Source organism: Streptomyces sp. NPDC002476 (assembly GCF_042889785.1).
Lineage (GTDB): Bacteria > Actinomycetota > Actinomycetes > Streptomycetales > Streptomycetaceae > Streptomyces.
Map to the genome: position 1 here is coordinate 14,082 of NZ_JBIARH010000057.1, position 17,718 is coordinate 31,799.

The following is a 17,718-nucleotide window of genomic DNA, read 5'->3' on the forward strand; positions in this document are numbered from 1 at the left end:
TGGCGCAGAACCCGCAGGGCATGGCGCGCTTCGAAGCCCGCGAGCGGCTGTCTGGCCCCCTGCACCCCACCCTGAGCGGAACGGTGCGCACCAACTTCCATCTGGGCGACTACGAGACGGCCTGCTTCGCCGCGATGAAGGCGGTCGAGGTCGCCGTCCGGGAAGCCTCTGGGCTCGACAGCTCCCTGGTTGGCGTGGGGTTGATGCGCAAGGCATTCCAACCCCACCAAGACGGCAAGAACGGGGCCCGCTGGCCGACGCCGGAGCGGAACGCGGCGAGCAGGAGGCTGCATCCGCCCTGTTCGCCGGCGCCATGGGCGCCTACAAGAATCCGTCCAGCCATCGCACTGTCAACTTCGACGATCCGTTGGAGGCGGCAGAAATCATCCAGTTCGCCGACCTGCTCCTGCGGCAGGTCGAACGGGCCAAGCTCCGCCAGACCGCACAGTCAGGGCCGTGACGCCTCAGCTGAGGCTCGTCGTGAAGGTGTCGTCTGCCATGAGAACGTCAGTGGTTCTGCCGCGAGATGCGTCAGTGGCTCAGTGGATGTTGCTACCAGTCTTGGTCGAGGTCGCCGGTTTCTTCGTCGAGCCGACCCCAGGCCGTGGGGTCGGCGCGGCGGGCGGCGCGTAGGAGCCAGTCATACGTTCGGAGATCCATTTTCCGGTCGGTCTTAGCGGCCGCCCGGCGGGCAGACCCGGTCCGGCAGCCAGACGGGTAGGCCCCGGCGTTCGTTCTCGGAGAGGTCACGGCCGAGGGTGTCGCACAGCTCCTTCTTCCAGAGCGCCGGGTCGAGGTGGAGGATGCCCACGGTGTTCTTGTCGACGGTGCGGAGCAGGGTCCTGCCGTCGCGGGAGACCGCCAGGAACTCCTGCTCCTCCGCGAACACGTAGGACTCGCCGCGGTCCTCGGGGTCCGCCGCGTCCTGGAACCGTATGGAGTTCCCGTTGGCCAGGAAATGCACCGAGCTGTCGTCCCGGAAGCCCTGCTGGTACTCCCAGGGGTTCAGGGGCCCCATCGGGCCGAGCACCCGCTGCGGGGGCTTTCCCGTACGCCCGACCGACCACAGTTCCATCATGGACCCTTTGGTCCGCACGGCGGCGAAGTTCCCGGTCCGGTCGAGAACCGAGGAGTCTGTTTCCGGCCCCAGGTCGATGCCAAGTGCCTTGTTCTCCCGGCCCGTGCGCAGTGAGAAGGCGTGGAGGAACCCTTGGCCGTCCATCGTGAGCTGCACGTGTCCCGGCTCCGGGTGGAAGGAGGCGGTGAAGCTCGGAGGGTCCGTTCGTGTGAGCCCCAGGTCGCGAACGTCGAGAGGTTTCGACAGGCGCCGGCCGTCCCGGGCGTTCCAGTGCTCGATGGTGGAGCCGGAGACGGTCAGCAGCTCGTCCCCGGGGCCGAGATGCAGCCCCACACCTTCCTTCGGCGCGTCGGGGCCGTCATGGTCGGGAGGAGGCATGCGGACGGTGATGTCGGTGACGGTCCGCAGGGAGGGGAGCTCCCAGATCCGGACCTTGTTCCAGCTGATGAGGTCGGCTGCCAGCGTTGCGGCCTGGTTCACCTCTATGCCGGGTGCGATATTGACGTACATCGACGGGTTTTCCCTCGGTGGACGCTTGACCGTCTTCTGGACGGTCGTCGACCCGTCCGCATCCATGCGTACGATGCCGAGGGTGTCGGCCTGGTCGCCCATCCGGACCAGCATCTCCCCCTCCTCGCCCCAGGCCGTGCCGCCGAGCAGCGCCGGAGGGCCATCTGCGCCGAGCGGGTCCGTGATCAGGGGCCGCCCGATCACCGAGGTCTCGTCCCGGATGATCAGGACGGGGTTCGCCGGATCGCCCACGAGGGACAGGTCGTCGTCCTCCAGCTGAGTGCCAGGTCCTTCGATCTCCCGCACCTCGGCTCCGGGGCGTGTCCCGACCAGAGCCCACGAGGTCTGCAGCTTGCTCACCGCGAAGTGCTCTCCGGTCCCGTCGATCGCGATGCTGTTGCACGAGTTGCTGAACTCGCCCGGCCGGTACCGGGTCAGTGCCCGTCCGTCCGCGACCCGGAGGGCCTCGTACGTGACACCTTTCCCCGGCCGCGCCTCCCGGCAGACGACCAGTACCGCGCCGTTGCCGGACAGGGCGAGACGGGGAGACGTCGGAAGGACGCCGTCCGCCAGTTTCCGCGACCGCCCGGTCCTGGTGTCGATCGCCACGAGAGTCGGCTTTTGCACTGCGCTCTGCCCGGTGCCGGGCTGTTGCTGAGCCACGAGTGTGTTCCCGTCCGGCCCGAACCGCACCGCGTCCACCGGGGGCGTCCGACCGGGCAACTTCCGCTCCCGGCCTGTCGCCAGCTCTCGAAGCTTCACGCGCCCGTTCGCCGACGTCACCACCTCGCTGGCGTCCGGGGAGAGGTCCGCTTGGCCGAGGCCTGAGGAGAGCGCCGCCCCCTCGTACCCGAACTCCGCGCCGACGACGCTGCCTTCCGGTCCCAGCACCGCCGCCTCGTTCTTGCCCGCGCGGTCCACGTCGTGCCAGAACAAGGTGCCGCCGGCCTTCGTCGACAGGTAGGCGATCCTGCGGCCGTCCCGGCTGACCATCGGGAAGAAGGCGCCCTCAGCGAGGGGGAGCCGGGCGCGCACGATGCGCTCGCCCGCACCCCGGACGAAGAGCACCACACCCCCCTTGGAGTTCCCCGACCCTCTGAGCCTGGTCGTCACGAGGACCACCCTGCCGTCCGTGCTCGCCGCCACCTCGCCCACCCGTGCCTCACCCGGAGTCAGGGCCCATCGGTCCTGCACGAAGTGGTCGTAGCGGCGCAGCAGCGCGTTGCGGGCCTCCTGGGTGGGGGAGAGGTCGTGGGCCGCCATGGCGACCAGGGCGGCGCCCCCCGGGTCCCGCTGCGCCAGCTCGTCCGAGAGGGTCGCCAGCGATCGCGACCGCCCCTCCGCCTCCCGCTTCGCGCTGACCCGTGACTGCTGGACGAGGAATGTGCCGAGCCCGGCGATGAGCGCGAGGACGAGCGCGGCGGCACCCCAGGCGACCCGCAGCCGGGTCCGGCGGCGACGTTGCCGTCTTGTGGCGAGGCCGATGAACGTGCGTTCCTCGGAGGAAAGTTCAGTTTCCCGCGCCTGTAACCGGCGGGTCAGTGAGGCCAGATGAATCGGGCCAGGCAGCAGATCCGGGGAGCGCCCCGACGTCTCCCAGCGGTCAAGGTCGTGGCGCAGCTCCGCACGGGCCGCCAGCAGGTCGCTGTCGGTGCGCACCTGGCCGGCGAGCGTCGGCCAGGCGCTGGTGAGGGCTTCGTGGGCGAGCTCGGCCGTCTGCGGCTCGCCCTCCTTCCCGTGCAGCACCAGCAGCCGCCGTTCGGCCAGTGCGCGGGCGATTCGCCAGCGCGCCTCACCCGCCTCTTCGCGGGTGATCATGCGGCGCAGCGGGGCCTCGCTGCCGGGCAGTACCCGGACGAGCCCGGTGAGCAGCCGGAGCGCGTCGGCCTCGTCCGCCGGGCGTACGCACTCCCGCCACGCCTGTTCCGCGTGGCGCGCCAGGGCGCCGGACACTCCGCCGATCTCTTCGTACGTCGTCAGGCGCAGCCGGCCTCTGGACTGCCGGTCCCACAGCTGGGTGAGGACGAAGCCGAGCAGGGGCAGGATGCCGGGGGCACCCCCGGCGTCCTTCCGGATGAGTTCCTCCAGCCCGGGGTCGTACGCCACGGCCGGCATCCGGTTGACCGGTTCGCCGATCACCTTCGCGAGCTGGTCCTCCGACATCGGGGTGAGCGCGACGGTGAACCCGTCCCTCAACGCCGGTCCCAGGACGGGGCGGTTGAGCGCCGCGTCCACGAAGTCGGTGCGGAGGGTGAGCAGAACGCGGACGCCCTCCGGCTGGCCCTCCCGGAAGAGCAGGCCGGCGGCCTCCGTTAGATCGGCCTCGGAACGGTCGAGGAGGGCTTCGGCCTGGTCCACGACGACGAGGACTCGGCCGCCGGCGCTCCCGAGAACGCGGTGGAGGACATCGGGGAAAGTCCACTCCCCCAGCAGGGCCGCCACGTGCTCGGCGCTCCGGACCGGGGCGGGGCCGTCCGCCCCTTTCCCCCTCTCCGCCTCGTGGAGCTCGTACAGCCTGGTGGCAAGGGCGTGGCGGAGGGACGAGATGTGCCCGGCGTTGACGACCAGGACGGCGTACCCCGCCTCCCGCATCCTCGGCACCACCCCGGCCAGCGCCAGCGAGGACTTGCCGCAGCCGGAGGGCCCGCACAGGGTGACGGTTGGCCAGCGGCCCCGCAACGCATCGAGCACGTTCTCGATGTCGTCGTCCCGCCCGAAGAAGACGTCGCGTCGGCCTCCTGGAAGGTGGCGAGGCCGCGGAACGGGGTGGGCGGGGTGACGAGGGGGACGAGTTCGGGCAGCGCGTCCAGCAGCGTACGGGTCCGCAGGGCGAACGCCTGCTGGGCCTCGCGTCCGGGCTCGGCGGCCACCATCAGGCCGACGACCGCGCCAAGTTCGTCGTTCCAGACGGGACTGCCGCTGAAGCCCCGCTTGACGTAGACGCTCTCGCCGTCGCCCCGCGAGAGCTGGACCCATCCCTCCCGGGTCGGCCCCCGGAACGTACCGCTGTGCCAGATGCCGCCGGGGTGGTCGTCGGTGAACCCCACGGCCCGGGCGTGGTGGTGCCACACGCCCTCCGGGGGATCGGCCAGGGGCAGCGGCCGGGCTCCGGGTATCGGGTCCCGCAGCCGCAGGAGGGCCATGTCACCGGTCCGGTCGGGCGCGACGGGTATCCAGCGCCGCACTTCGGCCGTACGGTCACCGCCGTCGTAGGCGCCCCCGGCGTCCCCGGCCAGCGGCAGGTCGACGGCGACCTCGGCCCCGGGCTTCACCGCCTCCTCCCGGGGCCGGTCGAGGGCGTCGGAGACCACGTGGGCGCAGGTGAGCACGAGATCGTCGGCGACCAGGAAGCCCGCACCGGCGACGGCCCCGTCCCGGCCCTTGACGCGGACGACGGCGGCGGCGAGGGCCGCCTCGGGGCCGTACGCGGGGTCGGGGCGGCCCGCCGTGCGTTCCGGGGTCGCCCGCCGGTCGTCCCCGTCCCTGCCTCGCGGTCCGTGTGTCACTGGGCCCCCACCCGTATCAACTGCGCTGCTGCCCCACAGTATCGGCGTCCGTGCCTGGCCTGTCGCGCCTGTTCCAGGTCAGGGTGACGGAGAAATTGGCTGCCGTCGCGGTGCTGGCGATGACGACATCCGCCTCGGCGGACAAGGACACCCCGAACTCCAGGGTGATCTCGTCCGGGGCCTGCGCCATCCCGGAGAACCGGCCCACGAAGCTCTCCGCAACGGGACGTACGGTGTCCAGCATCTGCCCGAGCGTCCGCTCGGCCCGTGCCACGGTGCGGCCGCCCCGCCCCACGCGGACGAGCGCCTCGTCCACCTCGCGGATCTGGACGCGGACGGTTTGGTCGCCGGCGTCGCCGGCGCCGTTGCCCAGGGGCACTTCCACCGTGTGGACGGGGCGTTCGTTCATGGCGGTACTCCAATGCTCGGGAGCTGGAGATCGTAGCGAGAGCGGCCGAGGCGGTTCCCGGGAGCTACACCGTCGCGCTGAAGGAGACGGCCGGGTTCGGCACGTCCGCGACGCAGCCGAGGAGGTGTGATCCAGGTGCGGTGACTGTCACCGACGGGGCTGTCCAGGCGGTGATGTTTGCACTGGGCACCGGCTCGTAGGGTGCTGGGAGCCATAACGCCGGCGGCGGGTGTGGTAGGCGGCCGGTGGAGCTCCGGGCTGCTGCTGGGCCGGGACTGGGGTGCGGGCGGCCGCCACACCGGGTGGGTGCGGAGGCCGTGGGTGGAATCGGATCGTGGTGCGAGTCAGTCAGCAGAGCGGCGGATCAGCCCGGCGTCACCGCACCCCCTGGCACTCCGAACCACTCCTTCAGCGCCTCCGCCAGCCCGGCCGTCGACGTCGGCGCCTGCGCCCCCGCGTCGGTTGCCCAGGCCGTGAAGCCGTCCGGACGGATGAGGACCGCCGCCAGTTCCGGGCGGGACGGGCAGCCGGCCGTCAGGGTGTCGACGCGGCCGGCATACCCCGCAGCGAGGGCCCGGAGCTCCGCGTGGTCGGTGAGGTCGAGCAGGAGCGCCCGGCCGCCGTGGAGGTGGTCCGCGAGGCGGCTGCCGTCGGAGAGTTCGAGGTCCGGGGTGCTGCGGCCGGTCAGCGGGTGCTCGTCCAGCAGCTCGTATCGCACCCCGCCACCGTTGAGCCGCGCGGTGAGGTACGTGGTGCCCGTTACCGTCTCCGCCAGGTCGCTGACGATCTCGCGCAGGGCCCGGGACTGCGGGTCCGGGCGCATGGCCGCGACCTGGGACCGGGTCCAGTCCAGGACCCACGCGCCGACCGGGTAGCGCTCGGCGGTGTACGTGTCCAGCAGCCCCTCCGGCGCCCGGCCGGCGATCACCGCGGCGAGCTTCCAGCCGAGGTTCATCGCGTCCCCGATACCCAGGCTCAGCCCCTGGCTGCCGAACGCGGAGTGCACGTGCGCCGCGTCGCCCGCCAGCAGCACCCGGCCCTTGCGGTACTCGGTGACCTGGCGGGCGTGGTCGGTGAAGCGGGTCGCGGTCCGCACCTCGGTGATCGTGACGTCCACGCCGGATACGCGGCGCAGCCGCGCCTGGAGGTCCTCGGTGGTGATCGGCGCGTCCCGGTCGACCGGCGGGCCGTCGCACTCCACGGTGACGACGCGGCCCGGCATCGGCCCGTAGGCGTACACCCCGGTGTCCGTGGCGGTCCAGCCGACCTTCAGATCCTCGGCGCCGGTCATCTCCACGACCGCCTGGTGACAGGTGATCTCCGGGTCCGTACCGGGAAATTCGAACCCCGCAAGCTTGCGGACCGCGCTGCGGCCGCCGTCGCAGCCCACGAGCCAGCCAGCGCGTATCGCCCCGTGGCTGGTCCGCACGGTGACGGCCCCGTCGTCCACGTCGAAGCCGGTCAGCTCCACTCCCCGGCGCACGTCGACGCCGAGCTCGTCCGCCCGCCCGCCGAGCAGCCGCTCGATGTCCTGCTGCGCCACGAAAGCGATCTCGCCGGCGGGTCCGGCGTCGCCGAGGCCCGGCTCCGTACGGTCGACCAGGTCGGCGCGCAGCATGATTCCGGCGAAGTGCCCGACAAAACCGAGCCCTTGGCCCGCAGCCTCGCCTTCGTCCCCGCCGTTCCGTTCGCGCATGAATGCCTGGAAGCGGTCCATCGCCTGCCGCTGCACCTCGGCCAGCGCGGGCAGCATGCCCCGGCGGTAGAGCGCCTCGGCGCTGGGCGTGGTGATCGCCCCACCCTTGATCGTCGGGTCCACTTCGGTGAGGCGCTCCAGGACGGCCACCCGCGCGCCTCCGAGCCGCAGCTCGCAGGCCAGCATGAGTCCGACCGGGCCGCCTCCGGCCACCACTACGTCATAGTCCATGGCGCCGACTATGACCGAGGGCCGAAAAGGCCAAAAAGGCGCCGCGGTGTCAAGGGACCGGCCTCGCGAGGAGAAAGGGGCCGGCACCGTTAGCGCTGAGAAGGCGCTGTCACGTTGTGGAGTGTGTGCGTGCCTGACGGTGTGTCGGGTGTGGTGGGGCCGGGTTCCGGCTCTGTGCTCAGGCCGCGGCAGGCAGGCCGGCGACGCCGGTGATCTGGTCCCGGATGGCGAAGCGGGTGGTCATTTTGGTGCGGTAGTGGGCGGCGGTCATCAGGTGGCGGCGGGGTCTGAAGTGGGGTGAGATACCGCTGAACGCGGCAGGAACTGCTGGGCTCCGCCGACGCTGCGGAAGCCTTTCATGGCGCGTTCGCGCTGCCGGGTGGGCTGATGGCTGTTCTCGGCCCGATTGTTCAGGCCCTTGTGGGAACGGTGCTCGACGGAGGGCATGACCTCGCGGTGGGCCGCGCCGTAGGAGCGGAGCTTGTCGGTGACGATCACCCACGGCACCGAGCAGGTATTCCTGAGCAGTTCGCGGAAGAAGCGCCGGGCTGAGGCCTTGTCCCTTCGGCCCTGGACCAGGATGTCGAGCACGTTGCCGTCGGCGTCGACGGCCCGCCACACGTACTTCAGCTCACCGTTGATCTTCACGAAGACCTCGTCCAGGTGCCATTTGGCCCCGGGACGGGGCCGCCTCCGGCGCAGGGAGTTGGCATAGGCCTGCCCGAACTTCGCGCACCAGCGGCGGACCGTCTCGTGAGAGACGAGCACACCGCGCTCGAGCATCAGCTCCTCGACCTCCCGGAAGCTGAGCGGGAAGCGGAAGTACAGCCACACACAGTGGGAGATGATCTCTACCGGGTACCGGTGCCCCTTGTACGACGGCGGCGCGGACGACACGAGCGAATCCTCCCCGGCACGATCAACCACAAGATCATCCCACGCCGGTCAGCCAACGTGACAACGCCCGTTCGAGATCTTGTCCCAGTCCTGCCGGGCCGCGTAACGGAATGACGCCCGCAGCAGGTGAACGACACAGGTCTGTGTGATTGCCTGGGGCCACACCGCCCCGATCGCGTCCGGCAGGCCCTTCAGCCCGTCGCAGACGACCATGCAGACGTCGTCCACGCCCCTGTTCTTGATCTCGGTCAGCACCTGGAGCCAGTACTTGGCACCCTCGCTGCCGTCGCCGGCCCACAGGCCCAGGATCTCCCGGGTGCCCTCGACCGTGACCGCGAGGACGACGTAGATCGGCCTGTTCGCGACTTGACCGTCCCTCAGCTTCACGTGCACACAGTCGATGAAGGGGACCGGGTAGACCGAGTCGAGCGGGCGGTTCTGCCATTCGTGCATTCCGTCGATCACCTTGTCGGTGATCGTGGAGATCGTCGTCTTGGACACCTCGGCGCCGTAGACCTCTTTGAGGTGGGCCGAGATCTCCCCGTGCGTGAGGCCGCGAGCAGACAGCGAGAGCACCATCTCGTCGACGCCGTTCAGCCGACGCTGCCGTTTCTTGACGATCTGCGGTTCGAACGAGCCTGCCCGATCCCGCGGCACCTCGATCTCGACCGGCCCGACATCGTTGATCACGGTCTTGGCTCGGGTGCCGTTGCGGACGTTGCCGCTCTCGGCCCGCTCGTGCTTCTCGTGCCCGAGATGGTCAGTGATCTCGCCTTCGAGGGCGGACTCGAGGATCCTCTTCGTCAGCTGCTGCAGCAGCCCTCCCTCGCCGGTCAGCTGGATGCCGTCGGCCTTCGCCCGGTCCACCAGCTGACTGATCAACTGGTCGTCCAACGCATCCGGCGCCCCGGCAGGAGCTACTTCCTCCACGGCATCAGCCGAGACGATCACGTCTGTCATCAGGTGTCACTTCCTGTTCGAAGATCCACCGTTGACCGTACAGACCCCGCAAACCCTCGGAGACCACTTCGAAACCACGTCGGTGGATCGAGGCTTAGCGGGATGTGCGCAAGGACGTGTCCAGGATGGTCATGAGTTGTGCAGCACGGCTCTTGCCGGTTGGTGCGAGGGGGTACCGGTTGAGGACATCGATCAGGACCGGTGTGGCGCGTTGGCGAGCCTGCTCGATCAGCTTGAGCCCGACGGCGAAATCACCGCCTGCGTTCAGTTCCCCCACGAGCGCCGCACTTGCAGCGGCTCGCAGGATATGACCTACCTGGGTGGCTTTCGCAATCGGATGAAGGTAAGCCGCAGAGGCAGCATCGCCGGCGGCGCGCGCGGCGAGCCGTTCGGCTTCGGTGGCTGCTTCCTTCGCCGCGCGGTGAGCATCCAAGGAGGTGATGCGCTGGAGCTTGGTCCTTCTCGCGCCGTTCACGAACTCCCATGCGGCGTCGATGGCTGCACGAGGTCGAAGATCGCTGGGGTTGGCGGCCTGGAACACGGGGAGAACTTCCTCAGCGCTCTCCACAACGTAGCGTGCGACAACGCGCAGCTCATCCATGGTCAGCTCGAAGTCCCCAAATACGGTCGTCACGGATCCGATTCTTCCACCAGTCAACCACCTGAAGCCTCAGTATTCCGGACGATCGGACCGTTCGACGAGGGACGTCACATAGGTAGCCAGCGGTTCAGCTGCGCCATCAGCTCCCGGTTCGCGGCGCGTGCGGCGGCGAGGTCCTCGTCCCGTTCTGCGAGTTCGGCGCGGAGATCGAGGATCTGCTGTTCCAACTCGGTGGCCCGGCGGGTGAGCGCCTGTACCTCCCCTGCGCCCGCAGGGGAGGTACAGGCCTTCTTGCGTTTCTCGGCTCTGCGGCGAGTCGTGAGCACCGGCCGGACAGCGACCTGACCCGTGCGATGGCCGACCTTCTTACTGACTGTGGTGGTGAGATCGCCTACATCGCCGCCCATTACCCTGTGTGTAGAGGACTGTTGGTACACCCCGAGTTCATGCACCGTTCCGACACCGTGATCGGACAGCAGCATGGTGTCCGTGACCAGAACAACCCGCCTGGTGACATGAGTGAAGCTTCCCAGCTCTGAAGACAGCCCGACGTAGTACGGGGACGTCGAAGCGACCTTCGTGCTCAGGAGACGCTCGTAGCCGCCATAAAGCTCGCGCGCGTACTTGAGGGCGACGTCCTGGGCTGAATCCCTCTCCGGCTCAGTGAGCGAGTCGTAGAACTCATTCATCCGGACCGCCACACCACGGTTCTGCCAAGCCCGGTGGGCCTGCCATGCTCGCCATACACGTCGGAACATCCACACAGCATGACGGGCAGCCGAAATGCCTGTCCAGCAGGTGCCCCGGCGACATCGTCCGCCTGTCAAACCCAAAGACTGATCACCGCCGTTTGCGGCTGGTGACGATCCTGCTGGCTTATTCCGTACCCAGCAGGATCGTCACCAGCTGCAAACAACGGCGATCTTTCCCTTGGCCTGCTGGCTTTCCTGCGTGTCCGTCTGCGGAGGACGCTGACCCGGTGTCGTCGCGCACTCGCTGCGGCCCGGACAGTGTGGCGCGATCCTCAGCCGGATGACCGTGCAGGTGACTGACCTGCCCAGGTTGGGGTGCCGGTAAGAACCACGACAGTGCCCTCACGACTGCCCCACCGGCCGTTGTTCCCGCGTCGTAACCGCTGTTAGGTGTAGGGCACCGGCTCCCCACTCAAGGAGGCCCATGCGCGCGCACCGTCGGCGTGACGACGCCGAGCACCAGTCCTCGGCGCGACACCGCGCGCCGCGGCAGTCCGGCGAACTCGCGCAGGACCTGCCTCCCGCCGTCGGACTCGCCGCGCTGCAAGGCAGCCTCGGCAACGCCGCCGTCCTGCGCATCCTGCGCTCGGCCCGCGGCGCCTCACCAGAGGAAGGGCGACAGCTCTCCGCCGTGGGCGGACCGGATCGGGCGGAGCAGCCGTCGGCCGGCCTGCCGCTCGCCGTCCACGACGTCCTGCGGGGCGCCGGACGACCGCTCGACGAGGCGACCCGCACCGACATGGAGACCCGCCTGGGCGCCGACTTCTCCGACGTCCGTATCCATGACGACAGCGCCGCGGCGGCGTCCGCGGCCGATATCGGTGCCCGCGCGTACAACTCCGGCAACCACGTCGTCACCGGAGCGGACGGTGGCGACCGGCACACGCTTGCCCACGAGCTCACCCATGTCATCCAGCAGCGCGTCAGCCCCGTCGCGGGCCACGACAACGGCGGCCTGCGGATCTCCGATGCTTCCGGCCGTCACGAACGGGAGGCGGAGACGAACGCGAGGCAGGCGATGGCCGCCCCCTCACGGCCAGCCCCGACCCCGCCGCCGGCCCTCGGCGCCGGCCGGGCCCAGGGGGCGCACGGGCATGGTACGTCCGGAGCGCACCACCGCGGCCAGGACGCCGAGTCCGTCGACGTGCAGCGCGCACACACCACCCCTGCCCAGGTGGGCGTCGAGGATCCTCAGGACGTGGTCGACCTGATCAAGCTGCAGGGCGGGTTGCTGCGCCGCTGGATCGACGACTACGACGCGGTCCTGACCGAACTCAGGGACGCCTGGACACCCGATCTGGGCCTGGTCCCGGGCGCCGACATCCTGGCGCAGGCCCAGGCGATGCTCCATCGCTTCCACCTCGCACGCGGCGAGACGGGAGAACGCAGCCGTTACACCGCGGTCGTGAACTATCTCCTCACGGAGAACGCGCCGGCTCCGCCCGGCATCGGCAGCTTCGGCACCATGACGATGCACGGCAAGAAGGCGATCATCGGCCGGCCCAACTTCGCCGCCTCGACCAGGGCGGACCTCACGACCCAGCCGATGCAGCATCGTCGGCACGTCATCGCGTGGCACAACATCAGGGACCTCCTCAACCGCGCCTACGCCACCCACGGCAGAACCCTGATCTCCTACCTCGAAACGAAGCTCACCGACGTCCACGCGGGGATGAGCGCAGAGTCGGACGCCTCCGTCGTGAACATGCCGCCCGCGGAGTTCGGTACCGGCGATCGAGCCGAGGCCGAGGTCCTCATGCGTGCGGCGTACGTGATGAACAGCTCGGTGAAGAACCTCTGGGTGGGCTCCGGTCAAGAGAACTCCGAGATCAACATCCTGAGCCGCTTCCTCCAGGAGAGCATCCCCCAGACCCCCGACGCCGTGGAGACGTGGATGGTGTCCCTGCGGAACGCCCGGTTCTCGTCGCCCCGGACCACGACCGCCGTCACCGTTCTCATCGCCAGGCTGGAGCAGACTCTCGCCACCCTCCGGAACGTTACTCCCGATCAGTACGACACGGTCATGGCCAACCTGACGACGTACGTATGGAACAACGTGATCCGCTCCCTGGAGACCGACGTCCCCCTCGACCAGGCTCACCCCTCGGCGAACGGCCAGGGCGCCCAGGTCGGCACGGACGTGTACGACGTCCTGTTCCTGCCGAGTAACGGCACGGTATCCCTTTCGGTGGTGCACGCGGCCGTCGACTTCCTGTGGACCGGGAGGGCCTGAGTCCGGCCGGTCCACTTCGGTACGAGCGCCGCCGTTTGCGGCTGGTGACGATCCTGCTGGCTTTACTCGGTCACGCGGCGAGGGAGAGGTCGAGGCGGGCAAGGTGGCTGGCGCGGGTACGGTCGAGCGGGTGGCCGTTCCACCAGGCATCGAGGCGGATGAGGTTGAGCGCAGCGGCGGAGAAGACGTGCTCCAGGTGGGTCTTCTGGAGGCCGAGGTGGCGGGCACGTCTCATCCCGGTGACCGCGACGGCCTGGTGGATGGTTCCCTCGATGCCCGCGCGGGTTCCGTAGTTGGCTCGCCACTGCTCGTCGGACTGCTGGAGGCGGGCATGGTCGAGGACTTCTTGCAGCTCGCGGGGTTGCAGGGAGAGGGTCCTGCCGCCGGTCTTCGAACGGGTGCACTGGTCTCGCACCGGGCAGGGGCGGCATGTTTCCTTGTCGAATTTGATGACGATGGCCTTGGTCCCGCGCTGGGTCGCGGGGCTCCACCAGGTGCTGGTGTCCCCGCGTGGGCAGGTGGCCTGCCGCTTCTCCCAGTCGATGGTGAACGCGGTGCGGTCGAACCCCGCGTCGGCACGTGCCTGGGGCGAGCTGTTCAGCAGGACCGGAGTGACCAGGGCGACCCCGAAGCTCTTCTTCATCCCCACGATCAACTCGGCCGAGGCATAACCGGAATCGAGGAAGTGCTCGGCGGGCAGAAGACCACGGCCGGCGAGCATGTGATGGACCGGTTCAGTCATTTCCGCGTCGGTCACTGTGGCGTCGGTGGTCGCAATACTGGTGATCAAGCGCGGCGGCGATCCGTCGGCTCCAGGGATCGTCGCCTGGCCGACGGGCGCGTCGTGGTCATCAGTTTCGTCGCAGGACTTACTGATGTGGACCTTGTAGCCGGTCCACCAGGAGCCCTGCTTGAGGCCGTAGCGCGCGTCCGTGTCGTACGGAGAGGCCAGCCTCAGTCTGCCGGGCGGGAGGTCTTTGCTCTCCCGCCGCTTCACCTCCGCCCCGGCCTCGGTCACGGCACGGTGATAGTTCTGCACTGAGGTTCCCCCGAGATACGGGGAAAGGTGACAGCAGGTCAGATGGTTCTCATGAGAGGAGCCCAGACGATGCCTGCCCCGAGGAAATATTCCTTTCCGGGGTGAAGGTGCAGGTCAGTGGGTTGTCGGCTGGTGACGCGGGCGGATTCGCCTAGAGACGCGATTTTCGTATCGACGTATGCTGACCTGGGGTTACCCGGTAGGGTCTGGAGTCGTGTATGTGAAGACGACGAAGCGGGAGAACAAGTCCGGCACGGTCCGGTACCTGCATCTGGCCCACAACGAGTGGGATCCGGTGAAGGGCCGGGCGGTCCCGAAGGTCCTGTTCACGTTCGGTCGTGAGGACGAACTCGACCGGGATGCGGTGAAGCGCCTGGTCGCGTCTCTATCGAGGCTGCTGGAGCCGGGTGAGGCACTGGCGTCGACCGCGGCGGGTGACCTGGAGTTCGTCTCGTCGGTCCCGTTCGGCAGCACTTATGTCCTCGATCATCTGTGGAGGCGTCTGCGGATCGACCAGATCGTCGGGCGGGTCGGGCAGCCCAAACGGGGCCGGCGCCGGGACATGTCGGTGACCGAGCGGGTGCTGTTCTCCCTGGTCGCGAACCGGGCCCTAGGGCCTGTCCTGAGTCGTGATCAAGGCGTGAGATGCCTCTTCCGTTGATCGTTCATGGCGGGTAGGAATCTGACATGGCGCGTACTGAACTCACGGACGATGAGTGGGAGTTGATCGGCCCGTTCCTGCCGATAGGCAGGTCCGGACCGTATCCGGAGCATCTGCGGGAGCAGTTTGAGGGCGTGATCTGGAAGTTCCGCTCGGGCAGCCAGTGGCGGGAGATGCCGTCGGAGTTCGGGGTCTGGCAGACCGTCTACAACCGCTTCCTCCAGTGGCGCGACGCCGGTGTCTTCGAGGCTCTGATGGACGGGATGATCGCGGAGGCGGCCCGGCGCGGGCAGACGGACTTGTCCTTGGTCAGCGTGGACTCCGCGGTCGCCCGCGCCCATCAGGACGCTGCGGGCATGCGGGTCGGCGAGGAGGTCCTGAGGTCTCTGGAAGAGGCCGCCGAGGCGTCAAAGGGGGCCGCGGGAAGGAACGAAAGCCGCAGTTCGCGGGCGAACAGGGCGAGCCCGCCCCGGACCGGGAGGAACGACGGCGCGTCCGGCAGCGGCACCGGGCCCGGCTGAAGGCCGCCCTGCTCGGGCGCTCGCGCGGCGGCCTGACCAGTAAGGTTCATCTCGCCTCCGACCCCCACTGTCGCCCGCTCGCCTTCGTCTTGACCGAGGGGCAGGCCGCCGACAGCCCCCGGTTCGTCCCGGTCCTGGACAAGATCAAGATCCGTGGCCCGGTCGGCCGCCCGCGCACCCGTCCCGACGCGGTCGCCGGTGACAAGGCATACTCCTCCCGCGCTAACCGCGCCCATCTGCGCAAACGGAACATCAAGGCGGTCATCCCGGAGAAGGCCGACCAGGCCGCGAACCGGAAGAAGAAGGGAAGCCGAGGCGGACGGCCCCTCTCCCACGACGCCGAGCTCTACAAAGACCGCAACAGCGTTGAACGCTGCATCAACAAGATCAAGGCGTGGCGCGGCCTCGCGACCCGCTACGACAAGACACCCGAGAGCTACCTCGCCGGCCTCCACCTGCGCGGGGCGGTGATCTGGATACGCAGCCTCCGCCCCACACCTTGATCACGACTCAGGACAGGGCCTAGGGCCTGTGCGGAGTCGTGATCAACGTGGCGGTAGAACATACGTATGGCGAGACGCGAACTGAGCGATGACGACTGGGCGTTGGTGGAACCTTTGCTGCCGATTGGCGAGTACGGGCCGTATCCGCATCGGTTGCGGGACCAGTTCGAGGGTGTGGTCTGGAGGTTCCGTACGGGGAGCCAGTGGCGGGAGATACCGGAGAAGTTCGGGGCCTGGTCGACGATTTACGACCGATTCCGTCAGTGGCGCGATGCCGGGGTGTTCCAGGCCCTGATGGAGGCGCTGATCGCCGAGGCCGCGCGGCGCGGGAAGGTGGACCTGTCGCTGGTCAGCGTGGACTCCACGACCGCCCGTGCGCATCACGACGCGGCGGGCGCACGGGTGAGTGAGGACGTGCTGGCCGCCCTGGAGGAAGCCATTGAGCAGCCAAAGGGGGCGCGGGAAGGGACAAAAGGATCAAGAGGGTGCGGAAGAAGCTGAGGCGGCCGACACTGCCCGTGCCGAGCGGCGCCGGGTTCGCCGTCGGCGCCGCGCGCGGCTGAAGGCCGCCGCCCTGGGGCGTTCGCGGGGCGGGCTGACCAGCAAGGTGCACTTGGCGGCCGAACGGCGCTGCCGTCCGCTGGCCTTCGTGCTCACCCCCGGGCAAGCCGCCGACAGCCCGCAGTTCATCCCCGTCCTGCGGGGCATCAAGGTCCGTGGCCCGGTGGGCCGACCGCGCACCCGGCCCGACGCCGTCGCCGGCGACAAGGCGTACTCCTCCCGCCGCAACCGCGCCTACCTGCGCAGCCGTGGGATCAAGGGGGTCATCCCGGAGAAGGCTGACCAGGCGGCCAACCGCAAGAAGAGGGGCCGTCGCGGCGGTCGGCCTGTAGCCCACGACGCCGAGCTCTACCGGGAGCGCAACATGGTGGAACGTCTGATCAACAAGTTGAAGGCGTGGCGCGGGATCGCCACCCGGTACGACAAGACCCCCGAGAGCTATCTCGCGGCACTCCACCTTCGCGGCGCGGTCATCTGGCTCCGCAGCCTCCGTTCCTCCGATTGATCACGGCCTTGCGCAGGCCCTACTCTCCGTCAGCGAGGGCCTGCCAGTCGCGACTGCGCGGCAAGTCCTTCACCAACTGCAAGAACTCCTCGTGCAACTGACCGTTGGTGACCAGCACCGACATGTCACCCTGCAGCACGGACGCCCCGCCCAGGTCGGTCACCCGGCCGCCTGCCTCCGTGACGATGACCGGTATCGGAGCCACGTCCTCGTAACCCATCGGCGGACCGGCAATCACCCCGGCATCGGCCCACCCCGTCACCAGGGCCGCGATCACGCCCGTCGAAGGCATGAGGAAGACCCGACGGTGGAGAGCGGAAAGGAGTTCCTCCGACCAGCCCGCTGGGTTGTGCATCAGCGTCCTGGCCCCGCCCAGGGCGGTCCGCTCCGAGACGTGAGCACGGCGGCCCGACCGTAGGTCCGGGTCCGGACCCGGCAGCACCCAGCAGCCCAGACCGCGGCCCGCCACCACCATCTGCTGCCGCAGCGGCATGTTGATCACGCCGACGGCCGGACCGTACTCGTCCTCGTAGGCGAGATCGTTCGTGAACAGGGGCACCCGGTGGGTGAAGTAGGTGGTGCCGTTGATGGGGTCGATGATCCATCGCCGTCCCGATGACCCGCTGGTCACGCCTCCCTCCTCGCCGAAGATTCCATCGTCCGGCGTCCTGCGACTCAGCTCGGCCCGGATGAGCTCCTCGACGGCCACGTCGATCTCGGTGACCTCGCTGCCGTCCTCCTTGCGACGGCTGTGCCAGCCACCACCAAAGAAACCTTCCGCGGACATCTGCCCAGCACGACCGGCCAGGCACACAGCGAAGTCCAGAAGCTCCCGGTCAACGGGAGGCGCATCGAACGCATAGTCCATCCGGCGACCCTTTCACGACCTCCATGACCGCGTGGAGCCAGATCAACTTCTTACGCCACAGAGCCAACATTGATCACGACTCCGGACAGGTCCTAGTGCCGCATCAGGCAACGTTTGCCCTGTTGACGACCTCGCGTAGGCGTTCGTCGGCGGCGTGCTTGTTCCGCCAGATGATGTAACGGCGGAT

Annotated in this window: 10 protein-coding genes and 7 pseudogenes; 6 read left to right on the top strand and 11 right to left on the bottom strand. The window is 69.0% G+C overall.

The window, feature by feature from the left end; translation table 11 throughout:
- Nucleotides 1-20: 20 nt before the first annotated feature.
- Both ACFYXM_RS33995 and ACFYXM_RS34000 read left to right on the top strand, forming a co-directional pair.
- Nucleotides 21-176 (top strand): annotated as a pseudogene (locus ACFYXM_RS33995) (TIGR02391 family protein); the annotation flags it as partial.
- A gap of 122 nt (nt 177-298) precedes the next feature.
- Nucleotides 299-460 carry a TIGR02391 family protein gene (locus ACFYXM_RS34000; protein WP_389295338.1) on the top strand — a complete coding sequence of 54 codons (162 nt, stop codon included), beginning with the start codon at nt 299-301 and terminating at the stop codon, nt 458-460.
- Nucleotides 461-673: 213 nt separating this feature from the next.
- Here the strand turns inward: ACFYXM_RS34000 and ACFYXM_RS34005 are convergent, their stop codons facing one another.
- The 8 genes and pseudogenes from ACFYXM_RS34005 to ACFYXM_RS34040 all read right to left on the bottom strand — a co-directional run bounded on the left by ACFYXM_RS34005 (nt 674) and on the right by ACFYXM_RS34040 (nt 10,577).
- Nucleotides 674-4,564 carry an AAA family ATPase gene (locus tag ACFYXM_RS34005; RefSeq protein WP_389295320.1) on the bottom strand — a complete coding sequence of 1,297 codons (3,891 nt, stop codon included), beginning with the start codon at nt 4,562-4,564 and terminating at the stop codon, nt 674-676.
- Nucleotides 4,522-5,094 (bottom strand): annotated as a pseudogene (locus ACFYXM_RS34010) (serine protease); the annotation flags it as partial. The pseudogene ACFYXM_RS34010 and the gene ACFYXM_RS34005, both read right to left, overlap by 43 nt.
- A gap of 16 nt (nt 5,095-5,110) precedes the next feature.
- On the bottom strand, nt 5,111-5,503 hold the full coding sequence (locus ACFYXM_RS34015; RefSeq protein WP_389295322.1) for a CU044_2847 family protein: 393 nt from the start codon (nt 5,501-5,503) through the stop codon (nt 5,111-5,113).
- A 364-nt stretch (nt 5,504-5,867) separates the two neighbouring features.
- On the bottom strand, nt 5,868-7,430 hold the full coding sequence (locus ACFYXM_RS34020; RefSeq protein WP_389295324.1) for an FAD-dependent monooxygenase: 1,563 nt from the start codon (nt 7,428-7,430) through the stop codon (nt 5,868-5,870).
- Between the two features lie 318 nt (nt 7,431-7,748).
- Nucleotides 7,749-8,327: pseudogene (locus ACFYXM_RS34025) on the bottom strand (IS6 family transposase); the annotation flags it as partial.
- 75 nt (nt 8,328-8,402) lie between these two features.
- A pseudogene (locus tag ACFYXM_RS34030) lies at nt 8,403-9,287 on the bottom strand (IS256 family transposase); the annotation flags it as partial.
- A gap of 94 nt (nt 9,288-9,381) precedes the next feature.
- Nucleotides 9,382-9,921 (bottom strand): putative immunity protein, encoded by a 540-nt coding sequence (locus tag ACFYXM_RS34035; protein ID WP_389295326.1) that lies wholly within the window; start codon nt 9,919-9,921, stop codon nt 9,382-9,384.
- Nucleotides 9,922-9,995: 74 nt separating this feature from the next.
- On the bottom strand, nt 9,996-10,577 hold the full coding sequence (locus ACFYXM_RS34040; protein ID WP_389295327.1) for a hypothetical protein: 582 nt from the start codon (nt 10,575-10,577) through the stop codon (nt 9,996-9,998).
- Nucleotides 10,578-11,064: 487 nt separating this feature from the next.
- Between ACFYXM_RS34040 and ACFYXM_RS34045 the strand changes: the two genes are divergently transcribed.
- Nucleotides 11,065-12,873 (top strand): DUF4157 domain-containing protein, encoded by a 1,809-nt coding sequence (locus tag ACFYXM_RS34045; protein ID WP_389295328.1) that lies wholly within the window; start codon nt 11,065-11,067, stop codon nt 12,871-12,873.
- 70 nt (nt 12,874-12,943) lie between these two features.
- On the opposite strand, the gene ACFYXM_RS34050 is transcribed toward ACFYXM_RS34045, so the two are convergent.
- Entirely contained in the window at nt 12,944-13,912 is a 969-nt protein-coding gene (locus ACFYXM_RS34050) for a transposase (protein WP_389295330.1), read from the bottom strand.
- A 220-nt stretch (nt 13,913-14,132) separates the two neighbouring features.
- Between ACFYXM_RS34050 and ACFYXM_RS34055 the strand changes: the two genes are divergently transcribed.
- The 3 genes and pseudogenes from ACFYXM_RS34055 to ACFYXM_RS34065 all read left to right on the top strand — a co-directional run bounded on the left by ACFYXM_RS34055 (nt 14,133) and on the right by ACFYXM_RS34065 (nt 16,663).
- A complete protein-coding gene (locus ACFYXM_RS34055; protein ID WP_389295332.1) occupies nt 14,133-14,573 on the top strand; it encodes a hypothetical protein in 441 nt (146 codons plus the stop codon).
- A gap of 26 nt (nt 14,574-14,599) precedes the next feature.
- Nucleotides 14,600-15,597 (top strand): annotated as a pseudogene (locus ACFYXM_RS34060) (IS5 family transposase).
- Nucleotides 15,598-15,663: 66 nt separating this feature from the next.
- Nucleotides 15,664-16,663, top strand: a pseudogene (locus ACFYXM_RS34065) (IS5 family transposase).
- Between the two features lie 19 nt (nt 16,664-16,682).
- On the opposite strand, the gene ACFYXM_RS34070 reads toward ACFYXM_RS34065, so the two are convergent.
- Complete coding sequence (locus tag ACFYXM_RS34070; protein ID WP_389295334.1) at nt 16,683-17,531, bottom strand: inositol monophosphatase family protein; 849 nt, start codon at nt 17,529-17,531, stop codon at nt 16,683-16,685.
- A 103-nt stretch (nt 17,532-17,634) separates the two neighbouring features.
- Nucleotides 17,635-17,718, bottom strand: a pseudogene (locus ACFYXM_RS34075) (transposase); the annotation flags it as partial.